Annotated in this window: 16 protein-coding genes; 2 read left to right on the top strand and 14 right to left on the bottom strand. The window is 56.8% G+C overall.

What is annotated here, in order from left to right; genetic code table 11:
• The first annotated feature begins 55 nt into the window (after positions 1–55).
• Positions 56–490 (top strand): GNAT family N-acetyltransferase, encoded by a 435-nt coding sequence (locus QMM04_RS14700; protein WP_282996424.1) that lies wholly within the window; start codon positions 56–58, stop codon positions 488–490.
• A 63-nt stretch (positions 491–553) separates the two neighbouring features.
• Here QMM04_RS14700 and QMM04_RS14695 read toward each other — a convergent pair whose 3' ends face one another.
• From QMM04_RS14695 to QMM04_RS14650, 10 genes are all read right to left on the bottom strand, one after another.
• Entirely contained in the window at positions 554–1,303 is a 750-nt protein-coding gene (locus tag QMM04_RS14695) for a 2-phosphosulfolactate phosphatase (protein WP_125310278.1), read from the bottom strand.
• A 13-nt stretch (positions 1,304–1,316) separates the two neighbouring features.
• Positions 1,317–1,703 carry a VOC family protein gene (locus QMM04_RS14690; RefSeq protein ID WP_125310280.1) on the bottom strand — a complete coding sequence of 129 codons (387 nt, stop codon included), beginning with the start codon at positions 1,701–1,703 and terminating at the stop codon, positions 1,317–1,319.
• Positions 1,704–1,866: 163 nt separating this feature from the next.
• The gene (locus tag QMM04_RS14685) at positions 1,867–3,117 is read right to left on the bottom strand and encodes an MFS transporter (protein ID WP_125310282.1); all 1,251 of its coding nucleotides are present in this window, start codon (positions 3,115–3,117) and stop codon (positions 1,867–1,869) included.
• 11 nt (positions 3,118–3,128) lie between these two features.
• Complete coding sequence (locus QMM04_RS14680) at positions 3,129–3,890, bottom strand: ABC transporter ATP-binding protein (protein ID WP_125310284.1); 762 nt, start codon at positions 3,888–3,890, stop codon at positions 3,129–3,131.
• A complete protein-coding gene (locus QMM04_RS14675; protein ID WP_021508765.1) occupies positions 3,890–4,927 on the bottom strand; it encodes an iron chelate uptake ABC transporter family permease subunit in 1,038 nt (345 codons plus the stop codon). Before QMM04_RS14675 ends, QMM04_RS14680 begins: the two co-directional genes overlap by 1 nt.
• A complete protein-coding gene (locus tag QMM04_RS14670) occupies positions 4,927–5,925 on the bottom strand; it encodes an ABC transporter substrate-binding protein (protein ID WP_125310286.1) in 999 nt (332 codons plus the stop codon). The genes QMM04_RS14675 and QMM04_RS14670 overlap by 1 nt, the downstream gene beginning before the upstream one ends.
• Before the next feature lie 289 nt (positions 5,926–6,214).
• Complete coding sequence (locus QMM04_RS14665; protein WP_125310288.1) at positions 6,215–7,417, bottom strand: MFS transporter; 1,203 nt, start codon at positions 7,415–7,417, stop codon at positions 6,215–6,217.
• Positions 7,418–7,462: 45 nt separating this feature from the next.
• On the bottom strand, positions 7,463–8,224 hold the full coding sequence (locus QMM04_RS14660) for an SDR family NAD(P)-dependent oxidoreductase (RefSeq protein ID WP_021508768.1): 762 nt from the start codon (positions 8,222–8,224) through the stop codon (positions 7,463–7,465).
• Between the two features lie 56 nt (positions 8,225–8,280).
• Positions 8,281–9,096 carry an SDR family oxidoreductase gene (locus tag QMM04_RS14655; RefSeq protein ID WP_125310290.1) on the bottom strand — a complete coding sequence of 272 codons (816 nt, stop codon included), beginning with the start codon at positions 9,094–9,096 and terminating at the stop codon, positions 8,281–8,283.
• A 151-nt stretch (positions 9,097–9,247) separates the two neighbouring features.
• On the bottom strand, positions 9,248–10,186 hold the full coding sequence (locus QMM04_RS14650; RefSeq protein WP_282996423.1) for a GlxA family transcriptional regulator: 939 nt from the start codon (positions 10,184–10,186) through the stop codon (positions 9,248–9,250).
• Between the two features lie 250 nt (positions 10,187–10,436).
• Here QMM04_RS14650 and QMM04_RS14645 point away from each other — a divergent pair, with 250 nt between their 5' ends.
• Positions 10,437–10,844, top strand: a complete 408-nt coding sequence (locus tag QMM04_RS14645) for a Rid family hydrolase (RefSeq protein WP_282996422.1) — start codon at positions 10,437–10,439, stop codon at positions 10,842–10,844.
• A gap of 55 nt (positions 10,845–10,899) precedes the next feature.
• On the opposite strand, the gene QMM04_RS14640 is transcribed toward QMM04_RS14645, so the two are convergent.
• The 4 genes from QMM04_RS14640 to QMM04_RS14625 are packed head-to-tail and all read right to left on the bottom strand — an operon-like array spanning position 10,900 to position 16,026.
• Complete coding sequence (locus QMM04_RS14640; RefSeq protein WP_262258402.1) at positions 10,900–12,540, bottom strand: FGGY-family carbohydrate kinase; 1,641 nt, start codon at positions 12,538–12,540, stop codon at positions 10,900–10,902.
• Between the two features lie 28 nt (positions 12,541–12,568).
• Entirely contained in the window at positions 12,569–13,522 is a 954-nt protein-coding gene (locus QMM04_RS14635) for an ABC transporter permease (RefSeq protein WP_282996421.1), read from the bottom strand.
• A 1-nt stretch (position 13,523) separates the two neighbouring features.
• Positions 13,524–14,513, bottom strand: a complete 990-nt coding sequence (locus QMM04_RS14630; RefSeq protein ID WP_125310293.1) for an ABC transporter permease — start codon at positions 14,511–14,513, stop codon at positions 13,524–13,526.
• Entirely contained in the window at positions 14,506–16,026 is a 1,521-nt protein-coding gene (locus QMM04_RS14625) for a sugar ABC transporter ATP-binding protein (RefSeq protein ID WP_282996425.1), read from the bottom strand. Before QMM04_RS14625 ends, QMM04_RS14630 begins: the two co-directional genes overlap by 8 nt.
• Between the last annotated feature and the right edge of the window lie 8 nt (positions 16,027–16,034).

Here is a 16,034-nt window from a genome sequence, read left to right as displayed (position 1 = left end):
ATAAAAATGGCATCAATACTAAAATTTACGCTTATCCTGGAATGGAGTTAAACCTGTGAACATAAATATAAGAACAGCCAAGGCAGCTGATGTCGATGCCATTTTTTATGTCCGAACCTCAGTTACCGAGAATCACTTGAGTCGTGAGGAAATGCGGCGAATCGGGGTTACCGAAAACGTAGTCGCTGATTTGATAGAGAAGAGTCACTGTGCATGGGTTGAGACTGATGACGAGAAAATTATTGGTTTCTCTATGATTTTACCTGATGAAGCCTGCCTTTTTGCTGCCTTTGTTCTGCCGGAGTACGAAGGCAGGGGTATAGGCCGCAGGCTTGTTGAACTCGCGGAAAAGGAATTATTCAGGCATCATGAGATTGCGTGGCTTGAAACTGACAAAAAAAGTCGTGCAGCAAAATTTTATATACATCTCGGCTGGGCCAATAAAATTGACATCAATGACACTGATATCAGGTTAGAGAAACATCGCTGAGTTGAATCCTCAGCAATATTCATTGATGTCGGCTCCTGGCACAAAGCGCGCTGTCTGGTCAGGTTAGAAACCATTTTGCCCGGTCAATGCTGACATATAAGCATCACCCCAAAGCCGACATTCCAGGCTGGACTTGTCTACTTCAAGGCAGAGATCGACATCCGCGGCGAATCCACGTTGCATCAACTCTATAGCAGACGAACACTCCCGTAGAAGCACCAGGTTTTGCTTCTGGTAATGCTGCCAGACAGCCACCGCAGCCTCTGCTTCTGGTGAGCAATTTTGCCGCCCCATTGCAGCGATAATTCCGCCAGCAGCTACGTAATCCTCAATACTGGGCCGAAGGCTACCATCAGGCCAGCGTTCTCCCGCAGGGATCACCAGAACACGCCCGAAGGAACGGCAGGCATTCGCGGTCGCAGACATGTTTCTGAAACAACCGCTAAAAACTGCTATTCCTGCATCCCTTGCTCTGAACGAAACGTCTGAACCGTTAGGCGATGGGAGGACCAGTTTTTCACCCTCGCTGATGTTTCTTAGCGAAGCCGGCGACAGACTGTAACCTTCACCGCTGAATCGCCTGTCCGGACTCGCTGTGCTGGCACCAATTTTCATACCATATTCAATAGCGGAAGCATCTTTCCAGGGGTACGGATAGACACAGGCACCATTATTAACAGCCATACTGACACAGGTTGAGAACGACATAACGTCAACAATGACAGCGCAGTCGACTTCACCGGCAAGATGCTCTACCGCAAGCCGGCCCCACTCAAGACGAACCGCAAATTTTCCCTGACTGAACCATTGCACGAGGCATTCTCCGTTATTCCCACGCCCTGTTTTGCATCACCACCCGGTATCCGTCGGGATCGACGAAGGTTTTCCCATTGACATCCCAGTAAGGATTAAAAGAATTCGTCCGTTTAAAACCCGCTTCAATCATGGTTGCACATGCCAGCTTCCATGCATTTTCATCCGGATAATAGAGGACGAGGAGATCGTCTTCGGTTGGCGAGGGTTTAACGGGATGTCCCGGGCAGCAGGTGAATTCGAGGTGCCAGTCGAGGCCTTCTCGCCCCAGCATCACACCATTGAAACCGTCGTGATCGTGGAATTCGGCAATTTTTTGCAGCCCCAGTCCCTGACTAAACATCAGAACCGATCGTTCAAGCTGGGCGACGGGTCTGGCAATGCGCATGTGCGTAAACATCTGGCTTCCCTCCTGAAATCGCTATTTCCGCGTGTTATTAGCACCATGGAGTTTACACGTGTTCGGGCTGGTCATTTGTCGATGAGAGCCTGTGAAACCTGCCTGCCGCATCATAAACGTCTGGCTAAGTACCGCGTCGGTATAACCGGAGCAGCGGCATCCGTTATTCAGGTTTCCCGATCGGCGCACTGCGCAGCGGGCGACAAATCACGGTCATGGCAACGGCGCTGCACAGGGGAAACAGCGCCAGCAGTAGCCAGGGATAAACAGCCTGCGTTGAAGGGACAAGCGCGTTGTCCAGCAGTGGTCCAGACATTAAATTTCCGGCCAGCACCGCGAAGCCGCCGGCGGTGGCAAGGGCGCCGTAATGTGCACCCAGCGTCGCGGGGTCGGCAAACCGGGGAATCAAATCCTTGGCCGACGGCACCAGCAGCATCTGGCCGAATGTCAAAAACGTCACCAGACACACCGCAGGGATCAATCGCAGCCAGCCGTCAGGCGGCGTGGTTGACGCGAACAGGGCCACGCTGGCAAACGCGGCGGAGAGCAGCAAAAAACCCACCGGTAAAACTTTTACCGTCCCCACACGTCGTGCAAAGCGCGCCAGCGGCAGCTGAAAAGCGATGATCAACACCGAGGCCAGCATAAAGAGCGGGCCGAGATCTTTCTCGCTGCCGCCTGCTCGCCGAATCTCCACTGGCAACGCCAGATACAGCTGGTTGTAGCTCAAAAGCCACGAGCTGTAAGCCACGATGAAAGCGACAAAGCGCGGCTGGCGGAAGGTCATCCACCAGGGGACAATTTTCAGCACCTGTTTGCTGTTACCTGTAGCAGGGAGAAAAAAGTACAGCACAATCAGCGCGATGACAAAGACCGCTGCCCCTGCCAGCGCCACCTGGCGGAAACCGAATCCGGTCAGCAGTGCGCCAGCCACCGGGCCCAGTACGGCACCGAGTTCGCCACACACCGCAAACAGCGCAAACCACTCCGCGCGGCCGCGCTTGCCTTTGGCCTCGCTTTGCGTTCCCGCTTTGGCCAGCAGCGCTTCAATTGACGGAGAAAACAGCGCACCGCCGATGCCCGTCAGACAGGCACCCAGAATGATCGGCCACAGCGATTGCCCCAGTGCCAGCAACAGATAACCCGCAATCCGGACCAGACAGCCACACAGGATAATGATCTTTGCGCCGTAACGGTCAGAGAGCGCACCGCCCAGCAGAAACATCCCCTGCTGGGAGAACGTGCGTAATCCCAGAATCAGCCCGATAACGCCGCCGGAGAGCAACATATCATCGCGTAAGAATATCGCCAGAAAGGGAACGACCGCGTAAAAGCCAATGTTGAAAACAAACTGGCTGCCCAGCAAAACGCCCGGGCGCAGGGTAGAGACAGGACGCAGCGAGAACGGAAGCATGCTACCTGACCCTAAAGAATGAAATGAATGTGCTTCTTGCCATGAAAGCGGGAGATCTCAATTTTGGTTTTCACCCGGAATACCTGCCAAAGCAGCGCCTCGGTCAGGATATCCTGCGGCGTGCCGGTTGCGATGATTTGACCGTTCTGCATCACGATCAGCGAATCACAGAACATCGATGCGTGGTTGAGATCGTGAATGGCGACAATGCTGGTAACCGGTAACTCGCTGATCAGCTGCATTAATTGCATCTGGTGGTGGATATCCAGATGGTTGGTCGGTTCGTCCAGCAGAATTTCGCTCGGCGTTTGTGCCAGTGCGCGGGCAATGTGCACACGCTGACGTTCGCCGCCGGAGAGACTCAGCCATCCCTGCTCACTTTTCTCCAGCATGTCCACGCGCTGCAGGGCGGCCGTCACGGTTTCGTCATCGTGCGCGCTCCAGTTGGAGAATGGCGAATGATGCGGAATGCGCCCCAGTTTCACCACATCGCGCACACGCATATTGGCGTCAGTCATGCCGTGCTGCTCGACGAATGCCACCCGACGACCAAGCTGTTTGCGGGCGATGCGGGCGATATTTTGCCCGTCCAGCGTCACACTGCCGGCATCCGGGCGCCGCAGACCGGCAAGGATGCGCAGGAGGGAAGATTTGCCGCAGCCATTTGGACCAATCAGCCCTACCGTTTCACCACGGGAAATGTGCAGCGATACGTTATCGACGATGACCTTTTTTCCGACCTTCCAGCTAATGTTGTCAGCGGAGATACTCATTATTTATTCCCCGAACGCCAGATAATCACCGCAAAGAACGGCACGCCAACCAGCGCGGTCACCACGCCTACCGGCAGGCTTTGCGGGGCAATCAGCAGGCGTGAAGCAATATCTGCCAGCACCATCAGAATGGCACCGGCCAGTGCGCTGGCAATCAGTAACGTACGATGCAGCGGACCAAAGAAGAAACGCATGACATGCGGCACCACCAGGCCAATAAAACCTATCGAACCGGCCATGCTGACGATGGTGGCGGTGATAAGCGCGGTGGTGATAAAGAGCGCAAGGCGCACCTGAGGCACCGCAATACCCAGCGAGGCAGCCGCATCGTCACCAAAAGTGAACGCATCCAGCGCCCGGGAATAGTAGAGGCAAATGGCCAGTCCGATGGTCACTACCACCAGCACCAGCTGGAGTTCCGGCCAGCGCACGCCACTGAAGCTGCCCAGCAACCAGAACATCACATCGCGTGCCTGCTGCGCACTGGCAGAGGTGCTGATGGTGTAAGCTGTGATGGCATTAAACAGCTGGGAAGCCGCAACGCCAGCCAGGATGGTGCGTTCATTACCGCCGCGTGCCCCTTTCGTCAGAAAAGCGACAAAGGCAAAGGCGGTGAAGGCGCCGGCGAAGGCTCCAGCCGACAGCGAGACGGCCCCGCTGCCGATGCCCAACACCACGACAGAAACCGCCCCAGTGGAGGCACCGGCAGAGACACCGAGCACATAAGGCTCAGCCAGCGCATTCTTCAGCAGGCTTTGCAAAACGGCACCGCAAATCGCCAATCCGGCGCCACAGCACGCCGCCACCAGCGCGCGGCTCAGGCGAAAGTCCCAAATCACACTCTCGTAGATGCGGCTCAGGGGAACGTGCGTGAGCCCCATTTTATTGCTGATGGCATAAAAGACGCTTTTCAGCGGGATCGACAGCTCTCCGACGCTGACACCGGTCGCAATCACCAGCAATAATAACGCCACGGCAGCCACCAGCGAGGCGGTCAGGAACAGCCCCTGTCGCGCCTGAACAACAGCGATGGTCATCAGTTCAGTTCCAGTTTTCTCAGCTGCTCACCCACCTGTTCGGCTCCGTAGATAGTACGGATGGTCGGGTTCATCGCCTGGCCATCCATCACCACGATGTGGCCTTTTTTCACCGCATCCAGCTGGCTGACGGCGGGATCGCTTTTCAGGAATTTGATTTTCTCTTCGGCTTTATCCAGCGCCCAGCGATTGCGATCGAGACTTGAGACCACGATCACATCCGGATTGGCAGCAATGATGCTCTCCCAGCTGACCGTCGGCCATTCGGTCTCTGAAGTGATGGCGTTGTGCCCGCCCAGTACGTTAGCGATGAATCCGGATGGACTGTTTTTACCGCCCACATAGGCATCTGCAGACGGTGACGAGCTTGAGAACCAAAACACAAACGAGAGATCTTTCTTGCTGCTACCAAACTCCTGACGCAGTGCCGCTTCACGCTTTTTGAAATCGGCAATCACCTCCTGGCCACGATCTTCCACGTTGAAAATTTTGGCGAAGTCCTGAATCTCCTGATACAGGTACGTCATATCCCACAGCTGCTGGCGACTGCCATACATATCCCCTGCGGCTTTTTTGGTGGCGCACATCCCTGGCGACACATAACTGTTCACGCCAAGGGTGATCAAATCTTCGCGTTTTGCCACCTTGCTCTCGGGTCCCAGCAGCAGCGGCGTCTGGGCAGGAACGAAGTCCGGATTTTGCGCCAGCACGGATTCGAGGGTGGGGATTTCTACCGTCAGCGTTTTGATCTTTGCATTCTGTTGAGCCAGCTGTGGCAACACTTTAGTTGGCCAGAACGCGCTGGCGATGACCTTATCCTGCAGGCCGAGCAGCAGCAAAATTTCTGCGGTATTTTGCCCCAGCGCCACCACGCGCTCAGGCGGTTTGGTGAAGGTCTCTTTATAGCCGCAGTTTTCAATCGTGAGAGGATAGGTGGTGGCCAGCGCAGAGCTAACCGATGCAAACACCAAACATAACGTGCAGATGACCTTTTTCATTTACCCCTATCCCCATTGATATTGTTTTGACAAGCCCGCGCCGCTTTAATGCAAATGAAACTCATTAACGAAGCGGGCTTTTATACAATGGGCATTTTAAGGTGTCAACGGGAGATTGTTTCCCATAGTTATCATCGTCATGGACCTGCCAGGATCACACACCGGACGTTCTGTAAAAGCCTGTCCGCAGCCACCCGGTCCCCTTCCCCCGCTGGCATCACGTATTTAATGCGCAGAGCGTGCCAGCCAGCATTCGCTTCACGGCACCGGGTGAGCGGCGTCCACCATTTCAGGCCTGACGCTGACCGCACTCAGCGATGTTTACCGGTTGCCTGCGCTTTTCTGACATCTGCAGACTGAGCATCGCCAGTAAAATAAAGGCCACCGACATGCCGATCAGCCCGTAAAAGCCGGCCAGTGGATATATCCATGATGCGACCGCCGAGCCAAAGCCGATACCGCCAAACATGAAGGCACTGGTCAGCGCCAGCGCAATGCCGCGATGGCGGACTGATGCCAGCTCGACGATCCGGCGCTGCTGGCTGGGCCAGAGCAGATCGGTGGCAAACGCCCAGACCACCAGTGCCGCCAGCAGCACGCCCAGCGCTTTCGGCAGCACGGCGATAAGCGCCGTATCGACGATGAGCAGCGTCATGCCGCTCAGCAGCAGCTTCTCAGCGGTAAAGCGTGTCGCCGCGCGGGTGACCCAGAGATTGCCCAGCACCCCGGCAACGCCCAGCACGGCCAGCGCTGCCGAGACCGCATGCGTGCCGCCAGTGTAGGTGTCGCGAATGAGCGGCGCGATAAAAGCGTAAAAGCTGTAAACGCCGGAAGTAATAAAAAACACCACCAGGAAAGCCGTCAGGTATTTGCCATCGGCCAGCACGCCGGCCATCTCACGCAGGCGGATGCGCGTCCCGGCACTGTCATCCGGCACCGTCAGCAAAATGTTCAGCCCGCTCAGCAGACTCAGCAATCCGACCAGCACAAACAGGGCTTTCGCACCCCACAGGCTGGCTACCCAGGCGGCGAGCGGAATACCGGCAAGGCTTGCCATTGATACCCCGAGCAGCACCATGCCGATGGCCCGGCCGCGCTGCTGTTCATGGACCAGTTCGGAGCCCAGCGCAACCAGCACCGGACCGATGAACCCGGCGCCGGCCCCCATCAGGATGCGTGAGGCGAGCAGTGCGTTGTAGCCCGGCGACAGCACAAACGCGAAGGCGCCCAGGCTAAACAGTGCAATGCCGGTGAGCACCAGCCGGCGACGGCGCAGGTGACCAAACAGCACCTGTACCAGCGGAGCCGCCAGCGCGAAGGTGAGTCCGAAAACACTCAGTAAGCGCGCGCTCTGCGCATCAGTCAGCTGCCAGGCTGCTGAGATGGCCGGCAGACTGCCAGCGACAGAGAGCGCGCCGGTAGCCTGTACGAAGTAGGCAATGCTCAGCGCACGCAGCGCGCGGCGCTGAGAAGAGGTGATGACAGCGTTCATTATTTCTCTCCGGCATAAACTTCAGGGGCGCTGCCCCTGAAATGTTTACTGAACAGGAATCGGGTTATCCGCCACAGACTGGTTGAACTGATTCACCAGCGTATGCTCGTTCGCGCCCGGGTTATCGCGCACCGGCAGCACGCGGTCGACAATCGCTTCGATGGTGTCGGTACCCAGCTTTTCAAACGTCTCGCTGATGAAGGCGTCCAGCGGCATGGCGCGCGGGTCGCCGCTTTTGTAAATCAGATCGGTATCCACCCACGGCGGTGAAATTTCGATGACCTGCACGCCGGTATCACGCAGCAGGAAGCGCTGCGACAGGGTATAGGAGTGAATCGCGGCCTTGGTGGCCGAGTAAAGCGCGTTGGTCGCCAGCGGCAGGAAGGCCAGCACCGAGCTGTTATTAATCAGCACCGCGTCCGGCTGCTGCTTCAGGTGTTCGATAAACGCCGCACTGACGCGCACCGGTCCCAGAATGTTGGTGTTCAGTAGCGTCACCGCCTGCGCGTCATCCAGTTCGCCCGCCGCATTATCAAACGGCATGATGCCAGCATTATTGATGACCACGTTCAGGGCCGGATAGCGTTCCAGCACGCTCTGTGCGGCGGCCTGAATGCTGTCGGCGCGCGTGACGTCCAGCACTACATAGTCCATGCCCGGACTGGCGGCGGTGACTTCCTGCAGCAGCGCCTCGCGGCGTCCGGAGATAATCACCTGGTTGCCCAGCTGATGAAATTTTTCTGCCATGGCGCGGCCGATGCCAGAAGTGCCGCCCGTGATGAAGATGGTGTTATCGGTCAGTTTCATGATCTGATTCCTTAATAGGACAGTTATTGGGATTGCGATTCTGAATAAGGGGGCGTTCAGTGCACAGAGACGGGCCGATAGCGTTCAGCCGGCGCGTCGCTTCCGAGGTGCGGCATCATGGCCTGACGCGCCTGCTCATAGCGGGTCCAGAGCGCTTCGTCCTGCAGGGACGGAATGGTAACGAGCTCGCCGCGGGCGAAGCCGGTGAGCGCCGCATCAACCATCTCCTGCGCGCTCATGACGATGTTCGGGTCAAGCTGGTCAACCGGCAGACCGCCGTTATCCCAGAAGGGCGTTGCGGTGGCACCAGGCAGTACGGCCTGCACCTGAATCCCCTTACCGGCCAGTTCATGGTGCAGCGACTGACTGAACGCCAGCACGTAAGCCTTGCTGCCGCCGTAAACACCGTTGAGCAGCTCAGGCGCAATGCTGACGATCGAGGCGATGTTGATGATGGCACCGCGTCCGCGCGCCACCATGCCCGGCACCAGCGCATAGGTCAGGCGGGTCAGCGCGATGACGTTGAGGTTAATCATGGCGTTCATCTGCGCCACGTCGCTGTCCAGCAATGGGGTATGGGTGCCGATGCCGGCGTTATTCACCAGCAGCGTAATGCTCGCGTCCTGACGCAGCTTCGCTTCCAGCGCGTTCAGCTGTGCGGCATCGGCCAGGTCCGCGGTGATGACTTCCACGCTGCGGCCGCTGTCGGTGGTGATGTGTTCAGCCAGCTGGTTCAGGCGGTTATGATTGCGGGCCACGATGATCAGGTCATAGCCCATGCGAGCCAGGCGGCCAGCGTACAGTGCGCCCATGCCGGTAGAGGCGCCGGTGACAACGGCGGTGCCGCGGTCGGTGTGTGTTTGCTGCGTCATGATGTTCACCTTGTCAGTTATCGGGTTGGTGAATTCATAGTACGCAGTCACGCACCGGCGCGGCTGACGAGAAAGGTCGTGATTTCGGACAACATGATGACCGGGATTCCGGCCATCGTGATCAGAAGGCGTTCAGGCGGGACAGCGCGCGTCAGGCTTTACCGGTGCGCAGCGACTGCGGCGGGATGCCATAACCGCGAATGAAAACTTCCCGCATATGGCGGCGATCGCGGAAGCCGGATTCCCGAGCTATCACCTCCATTGGCAGCCTGCTCTGCTCGATCAGCAAGCGGGCGTTTTCCAGTCGTAATCCCTCAATGGCTTTGGCCGGCGACTTGCCCGTCTCAGAACGGAACAGGCGGCTGAGCTGCCGCGCGCTGAGGTGAACCGCATCCGCAAGGTCTTCGATGGTCAGCGCTTTGTTGAGATTGTTGCGCGCATATTCCAGCGCCGACTGCAGCCGGTCGCTGCGCGGAGAGAGCATCAGCATCTCAGAGTGCTGCGTTTGTCCGCCGGAGCGGCGGTGATGCATGACCAGCAGGTGCGCCACGCTGCGCGCCACTTCGGCACCGAGATCTTTCTCCACCATTCCCAGCGCCATATCCAGTCCGGCGGTGAGTCCCGCCGAGGTCCAGATGTGATCGTCAATAATAAAGATGCGGTCTTCTTCTATCCGCGTCGTCGGGTGCAGCAGTTGCAGACTCTGGGCATGTACCCAGTGCGTAGTGGCGCGGCGCTCCGATAACAGACCGGCCTGACCCAGCACGAACGCGCCGGTGCAGATCCCGGCCACCCGCCGGGCACGGGGAGCCTGCGCCTGCAGAAAATCAACGATACCCGGTGTGGCCGGTTGCTCCAGCGGCGCCATCACGCCCGCGACCAGCCAGGTATCCATTTCCAGGTCGGCATGAATCGGCTGGCTGTCGACGCCGAAGCCGGCAGAGGATTTCACGGTGCCACCGCGCTCTGAATAAACCGTGCAGTCATACAACGGTTCGCCGCTGACCTGATTGGCAAACTCAAAAATGCTCAGCGTGGATAATCCCAGAACCTGAAAATGATCGGAAATCAGTAAACCTACCCGGTGCATCGTCGTCTCCTTCAGTCGTCCGGCACCGTCTGCCACACAGTGTCCGGCCTGATGTTAAGCAGGGTGAGCGATGACAATAACCCGATTTCGTTCAGCGGTATCACCTGCGGAAAAATAAAAAAGGCGATGACACCGACCTGCTGCGGATCTTCTGCGCCGTTTTATGTTAAGAGTACCCGATCGGGCAGTTCGCCAGGCATAGGGTTTTAAACAGGCGGCCATTGCCCAGGTCATCAATCAGAGAAAAACCATGAAAAAATCGATCGTTCCTGAAGAATTTCAGCACTATTACCATGACTGGCACTTCTCTCCCGTTATCGAAGCCGATGGCACCCTGTATCTTTCCGGGGTGACGGCAGCGCGGAAAGACAAACCGATAAGTACCCACCCTGAAGAACAATTCCATGATGCGTTTTATAAGCTGTGTGTGTATTTAAACGCTGCCGGACAGGACTATGAACATATACTGGAGATGACCACCTTTCATATCGATCTTAAAAAACACATCGGGGTATTTTCCAAGGTCAAAGATGTGTATATCAAAGCCCCCTACCCGGCATGGTCTGCCATCGGCGTGTCAGAGTTCATTCCGGAAAACGCCCTGGTGGAAATGCGGATTGTGGCGAAAAGGGTGCTTCAGGCGGATGGGCAAAAATAACCGCAACCGCCGCTTACGTCACAGGGCTGTGATTACAGCCCTGCTTCTCCCGCGTTTATTCAGTTTTCCCCTGCATCAGCTGCCGGTATTTCATGCTGTCATGGTACATCTCATGAAAAACGCGGTATTTACGGTCGTAATATTCTTTGATTTTGTTGGTCTGCGGCGTGATGGTCTTACCGATGCGGCTCATGGCGGCCATCGCTTCGGGTAAAGAGTCGTAGGCGCCCGCCGCCACGGTGCCCATCATGGCGCTGCCGAGCAACATGGCTTCACTCTCTTCCGGCAACAGCATTGCGCAGCCCGTCGCGTTGGAGTGCTCCTGCACAAAGATTGGATTTTTGGTGCCGCCCCCGCTGGCCATAATGGTATCAATGCAGTAACCACTCTGGTTCATGGTCTCAATAATATGGCGAGTGCCAAGCGCCAGCGCCTGAATGGTGGCGAGATAATGCAGCGCCATGTCTTCCGGCGTGCGTGACAGTTTCAGGCCAGTCAGCGTGCCGGTCAGGGTCGGATTGGCACGCGGTGAGCGGTTGCCATGGAAATAAGGCAGCATATGAATGTCCTGGGTCAGGAAGGCGATATTCTCAGGTTCACCCGCCATTTTGCGCAGAATACCGTTCAGCACTTCATAAATGGTTTTGCCGCTGTCTTTGCCCTGCTTGAGCAGATCCTGATAACACGGATGCGACTGAATCACATGGTCAATCAGCGCGCCAGTGGTGGATTGTCCCCCTTCATTGAGCCAGTAATCTGGCAGGATCGCCGAATAATACGGCCCCCAGATGCCACCGATATAGCGCGCGCTGCGCGACATCGCCATATGGGCCGTGGACGTGCCGCCAATCAGCGCAATGCGGTTGTCAAAATCCGCTGATTCGCCAGATGCGCCGCTGGCACCAAGAATACCGAGGCTGCCGGCGTGCGCATCAATAATCGAAACGCTGACCGCCGTGCCCGCCATTAACCCCATCTCTGCGGCGGCGCGCTGCGTCAGGCCATGCCCCAGCGGCTCACCCATGGTTTTCACTTCGCTGCCGATCTTTGCCGCGTTGTTTTCCAGTAAATCCTCCAGGCCAATCTGGCGGAAATAGCTCGGATCCCAGCGGTCTTCATGGCCGATATAGGTCCATTTGCAGACGGTTGAGCACAGCGATCGCGTAGTATCCTGAGTGGCGCGCCAGGTGAGGAAATCCGGCAGGTCGAACAGATGCCCGACGTTGCTCCAGGTGGTCGGCATGTGCTGTTTCAGCCACAGCAGTTTGGGGGTCTGCATTTCCGGCGAGATAATCCCGCCAACAAACTCCAGCACGCGATGGCCGGTGGCATTGATGCGTTCTGCCTGCGTGATAGCGCGATGATCCATCCAGACAATAATGTTCTGCTCGCTGCGCCCGGTCGGGCTGACGGTCAGCGGTTTGCCTTCTTTATCCAGCACCACCAGCGAACAGGTGGCGTCAAAACCGATGCCTTTCACCTGAATCGGGTTGATATCCGCCTGACTGATCACGTCTTTAATCGCATTACACACGGACTGCCAGATCTCATCAGAGGATTGCTCAACAAAATCAGCTTTCGGGCGGTAGAGCGTGATCTCCCGGCTGGCCTGGCCGAGCATACGGCCAGTCATGTCGAAGACGCCCGCGCGGGCGCTGCCGGTTCCTACGTCGACGCCAATAAAATAACTCGCCATGTTCTTTCCTTTCTTGAAAAGCTTTCGCTTATGATTTTCTGTTTTGCAGAGCGATAAACAGGATCAGGACACAACCCCACAGCGCCATGGTCAGGTAACTACTGACGCCCATCAGGTTCAGGCCGCTTTCCAGCATTTGCAGCACGATGAGCGCCAGCACCAGCCCGATCACCCGGCCAAAACCGCCGTCAGGGTTAATGCCGCCAAGCACCGAGGCCAGAATGGTCACCAGTAAATAGGAGTCGCCGTAGCCAGCCTGTGCCGAGTTAAATTTGGACATCATCAGCAGTGCCGCGCCCCACCCCAGCAGAGCTGAAAGCACGTACACCGCGATGGTGACTTTATGCGTGTTGACCCCACTGAACCGCGTCGCCTGCTCGCTGGAACCCATCAGATACAGGCTGCGGCCGAGCGTAGTGTGTTCCAGAAACACCCACAGCAGCAGCGCCACCAGCAGGAATAACACCAGGGCAACCGGGATACCCAGCAGGCTGCCGTTGCTGAGGTACTGAATCACCGGCGGGAAACCGGAAATGACCGCGCCGTTGGTCAGCAGAATATTTAGTCCGGCGATCAGCGTCATGGTGCCGAGCGTCGCCAGAATTGGTGAAACCCCGATAAAGGCGATCAGCGTGCCATTGAGCACCCCAATCACCAGCGCCACCGCCAGACCCGCAAGCAGCGCCAGTGCGACATATTCCGGCTGGTTCGGATGCGCCACCAGAATCGCCGCCATCACCAGCGAACACGCGTTGGCACCGGCAATGATCGAAAGGTTGATCCCGCCGGTCAGCATGGTTATGCCCATCCCCAGCGCCAGCATGCCCAGAATCGGTAACTGCGAGGAGATCGACTGGAAATTGCCGACGCTGTAAAAGCTGCCACCCAGCGTAAAGGAGAACAGCACGGCAACGGCCACAATGATCAGCAACTGCAAACGGATGATGCGGTCGCCGGGTAAGAATCGGTTTAAGGTGGTCATGTCACATCCCCTTCGCCAGTTTGCGTTTTTCGTTCCACGCGGTGCTGCTAATGCTGACCAGAATGATCGCGCCGCTGAACACCTGATGCCAGTAAGATGAAATGCTCAGCAGGGTCATGCCATTTTGCAGGAAGGCCAGCAGCATCACGCCCAGAATGGTGCCGGTTAGCGAGCCGCGCCCGCCGGTCATGCTGGTGCCGCCTAATACCACCGCCGCCAGCACCGTCAGTTCATAACCGAGCAGGGAATTAGGTGCCACCGACTGGGTAATTTGTGCCTGTACCACGGCAGCAATACCCGCCAGCAATCCCATAAAACCGTAAACGTAAAAATGCAGTCGCAGGATGTTCAGACCAAGACGCGATGCGGCGTCACGGTTGCTGCCCATGGCGTAAATCTGGCGGCCCACGCGGGTGCGATTCATCAGGACGCCGGTAACGATGATCACTCCCAGCAGGCAAAGCAGCGGCAGGGTCAGGCCATAGTCGTAACCGTCGGCGGCGGTGAACGAGAACCAGCTGATCCCGTTCATAAACCAGTCGGGGAAACCGTACAACCAGGTGCCGTTAGTCAGATACACCAGCAAACCGTAAAACAGGTTCAGTGTCGCGATGGTGATAATGATGGCCGGCACGCACAGCCAGTACACCAGAAAACCGTTGACCAGGCCGAGCAGCAACCCAATCCCCATCGACATGGCAAACGCCAGCGGAAAGCTACCGCCGTGATGAATGATGTAGCTCGCCATCACGTACTGACCGATGGAGGTGACAGCGGGAAAGGAGATGTCGATGCCGCCGGCAATCAGCACCACAAACAGTCCACAGGCCAGAATGCCCAGAATGGCATAGCTGGTGGCGACGTCTGTCAGGTTACCCAGCGTCATAAATTCACTGCTGCTGGCGCTCAGACCCACCACCAGCAGCAGCACCAGTAATCCCAGCCAGAATTCGTGCTGAGTAAACAGTTTAGATAGCGATTTGTTACCCATTAATCACCTCCGCAATCTGCGCTTCGCTGCTCTGGTGCGGCGCGAACTCCGCTACCAGTTCGCCTTTGCGCATCACCAGCACGCGATGGCTGTTGTAATACGCTTCCGGGATTTCATCGCAAATCATCAGCACCGCCATGCCGGATTCCGCCAGATCGCGGGCAATGCGGTAAATGCCTTCTTTATTAGCAATGTCCACCCCTACCGTTGGTGAATCGAGGATCAGGATATGGGGCCGCGTCGCCACCCATTTGGCGATGGCGATACGTTGGGCATTGCCGCCGGAGAGCGTTTTAACCGGTAAACTGCTGTCCGGGACTTTAATGTTCAGGTCACGGATCAGGTCTTTAACCACCGCCGCGGCTTTGCGGTGATCCATTAATCCGGTGCCGGTATGCAGCTTGTCGAAAATCGATACCAGCGTGTTGTCATAAATGGATTGATCCATGATGAGCCCCTGCGTCAGCCGGTCTTCCGACACATAGGCGATGCCGTGACGAATGGCGTCGCGGTTCGAGTGGAATTTCACCACCTTGCCGTTAATGCGGATCTCTCCGCTGTCCGGCTGGCTCATGCCAAACAGGCTCAGACAGAGTTCCGTGCGGCCCGAACCGAGCAGGCCGATAATCGACGTAATTTCTCCCTGGCGCAGCGACAGCGAAATATTGTGATACTGCCCTTTGCGGCTCAGCTGGCTGATTTCCAGCAGTGGCGTTACATCGGCCGGCGCCCGGTGCGGCAGATGGCTATAGGTGAAGCGCTGCCCGGTCATCAGGAACGCCAGTTCATGGCTGTCGAGTTCACTGGCCGGATAGGTGCCGACCAGTTTGCCGTCGCGCATGACGCTGATACGATCGGCCACTTCCATCACTTCATCGAGACGGTGACTAACGAACACCACGCAGATTCCGGCGGCTTTAAGTTCATTCACCACCCGCAGCAGACCATTCACCTCGCTGCGGGTCAGTGACGCCGTCGGTTCATCCATAATCACCAGACTGGCGTCAGCAGCGATGGCACGGCATATTGCCACTAACTGGCGGTCAGCGATCGACAGCTTTTCAACTTTACGATCCGGATCCAGAGCAACGCCGACCCGTTGCATCGCCGCCAGCGCTTTTTTGCGCATTGACTCACGATGAACCCAGAAATCACCGCCCGGTAAATAACGGTGAATGACAATATTTTCGGCCACCGACAGATTGGGAAATAACGATAAATCCTGATAAATAACCTGGATACCGTAATAGGAAGATAACTGCGGCGTCAGGGTATGAAAGAGTTTTCCATCCAGCGTAATGGCCGCGCCTTTTTCTGGCTGATAAACCCCGGAAATGACTTTGATTATGGTACTTTTGCCACAGCCATTCTGTCCGGCCAGACAATGCACCTCACCTTTATTCAGCGTCAGGCTGACATTATCCAGTGCTAATACGCCGGGGAACTTTTTACTGATTTTTTCGAGGCTGATAAAGGCCTCAGCATTGTCAGGGGACGTGCTGAGCGTATTCATCATAGATC

Source organism: Pantoea sp. Pa-EAmG (genome assembly GCF_030024295.1).
In the GTDB taxonomy this organism is placed as follows: domain Bacteria; phylum Pseudomonadota; class Gammaproteobacteria; order Enterobacterales; family Enterobacteriaceae; genus Pantoea; species Pantoea dispersa.
The sequence above is the reverse complement of the archived record's forward strand: the minus strand, read 5'-3'. Positions and strand labels throughout refer to the sequence as shown.

Excerpts from the sequence above, each read along its gene's own strand:
- QMM04_RS14665 (WP_125310288.1), bottom strand. The coding sequence starts at position 7,417 with ATGAACGCTGTCATCACCTCTTCTCAGCGCCGCGCGCTGCGTGCGCTG.
- QMM04_RS14675 (WP_021508765.1), bottom strand. The coding sequence starts at position 4,927 with ATGACCATCGCTGTTGTTCAGGCGCGACAGGGGCTGTTCCTGACCGCC.
- QMM04_RS14650 (WP_282996423.1), bottom strand. The coding sequence starts at position 10,186 with ATGCACCGGGTAGGTTTACTGATTTCCGATCATTTTCAGGTTCTGGGA.
- QMM04_RS14685 (WP_125310282.1), bottom strand. The coding sequence starts at position 3,117 with ATGCTTCCGTTCTCGCTGCGTCCTGTCTCTACCCTGCGCCCGGGCGTT.
- QMM04_RS14640 (WP_262258402.1), bottom strand. The coding sequence starts at position 12,540 with ATGGCGAGTTATTTTATTGGCGTCGACGTAGGAACCGGCAGCGCCCGC.
- QMM04_RS14680 (WP_125310284.1), bottom strand. The coding sequence starts at position 3,890 with ATGAGTATCTCCGCTGACAACATTAGCTGGAAGGTCGGAAAAAAGGTC.
- QMM04_RS14670 (WP_125310286.1), bottom strand. The coding sequence starts at position 5,925 with ATGAAAAAGGTCATCTGCACGTTATGTTTGGTGTTTGCATCGGTTAGC.
- QMM04_RS14660 (WP_021508768.1), bottom strand. The coding sequence starts at position 8,224 with ATGAAACTGACCGATAACACCATCTTCATCACGGGCGGCACTTCTGGC.
- QMM04_RS14630 (WP_125310293.1), bottom strand. The coding sequence starts at position 14,513 with ATGGGTAACAAATCGCTATCTAAACTGTTTACTCAGCACGAATTCTGG.
- QMM04_RS14690 (WP_125310280.1), bottom strand. The coding sequence starts at position 1,703 with ATGTTTACGCACATGCGCATTGCCAGACCCGTCGCCCAGCTTGAACGA.
- QMM04_RS14635 (WP_282996421.1), bottom strand. The coding sequence starts at position 13,522 with ATGACCACCTTAAACCGATTCTTACCCGGCGACCGCATCATCCGTTTG.
- QMM04_RS14625 (WP_282996425.1), bottom strand. The coding sequence starts at position 16,026 with ATGAATACGCTCAGCACGTCCCCTGACAATGCTGAGGCCTTTATCAGC.
- QMM04_RS14645 (WP_282996422.1), top strand. The coding sequence starts at position 10,437 with ATGAAAAAATCGATCGTTCCTGAAGAATTTCAGCACTATTACCATGAC.
- QMM04_RS14655 (WP_125310290.1), bottom strand. The coding sequence starts at position 9,096 with ATGACGCAGCAAACACACACCGACCGCGGCACCGCCGTTGTCACCGGC.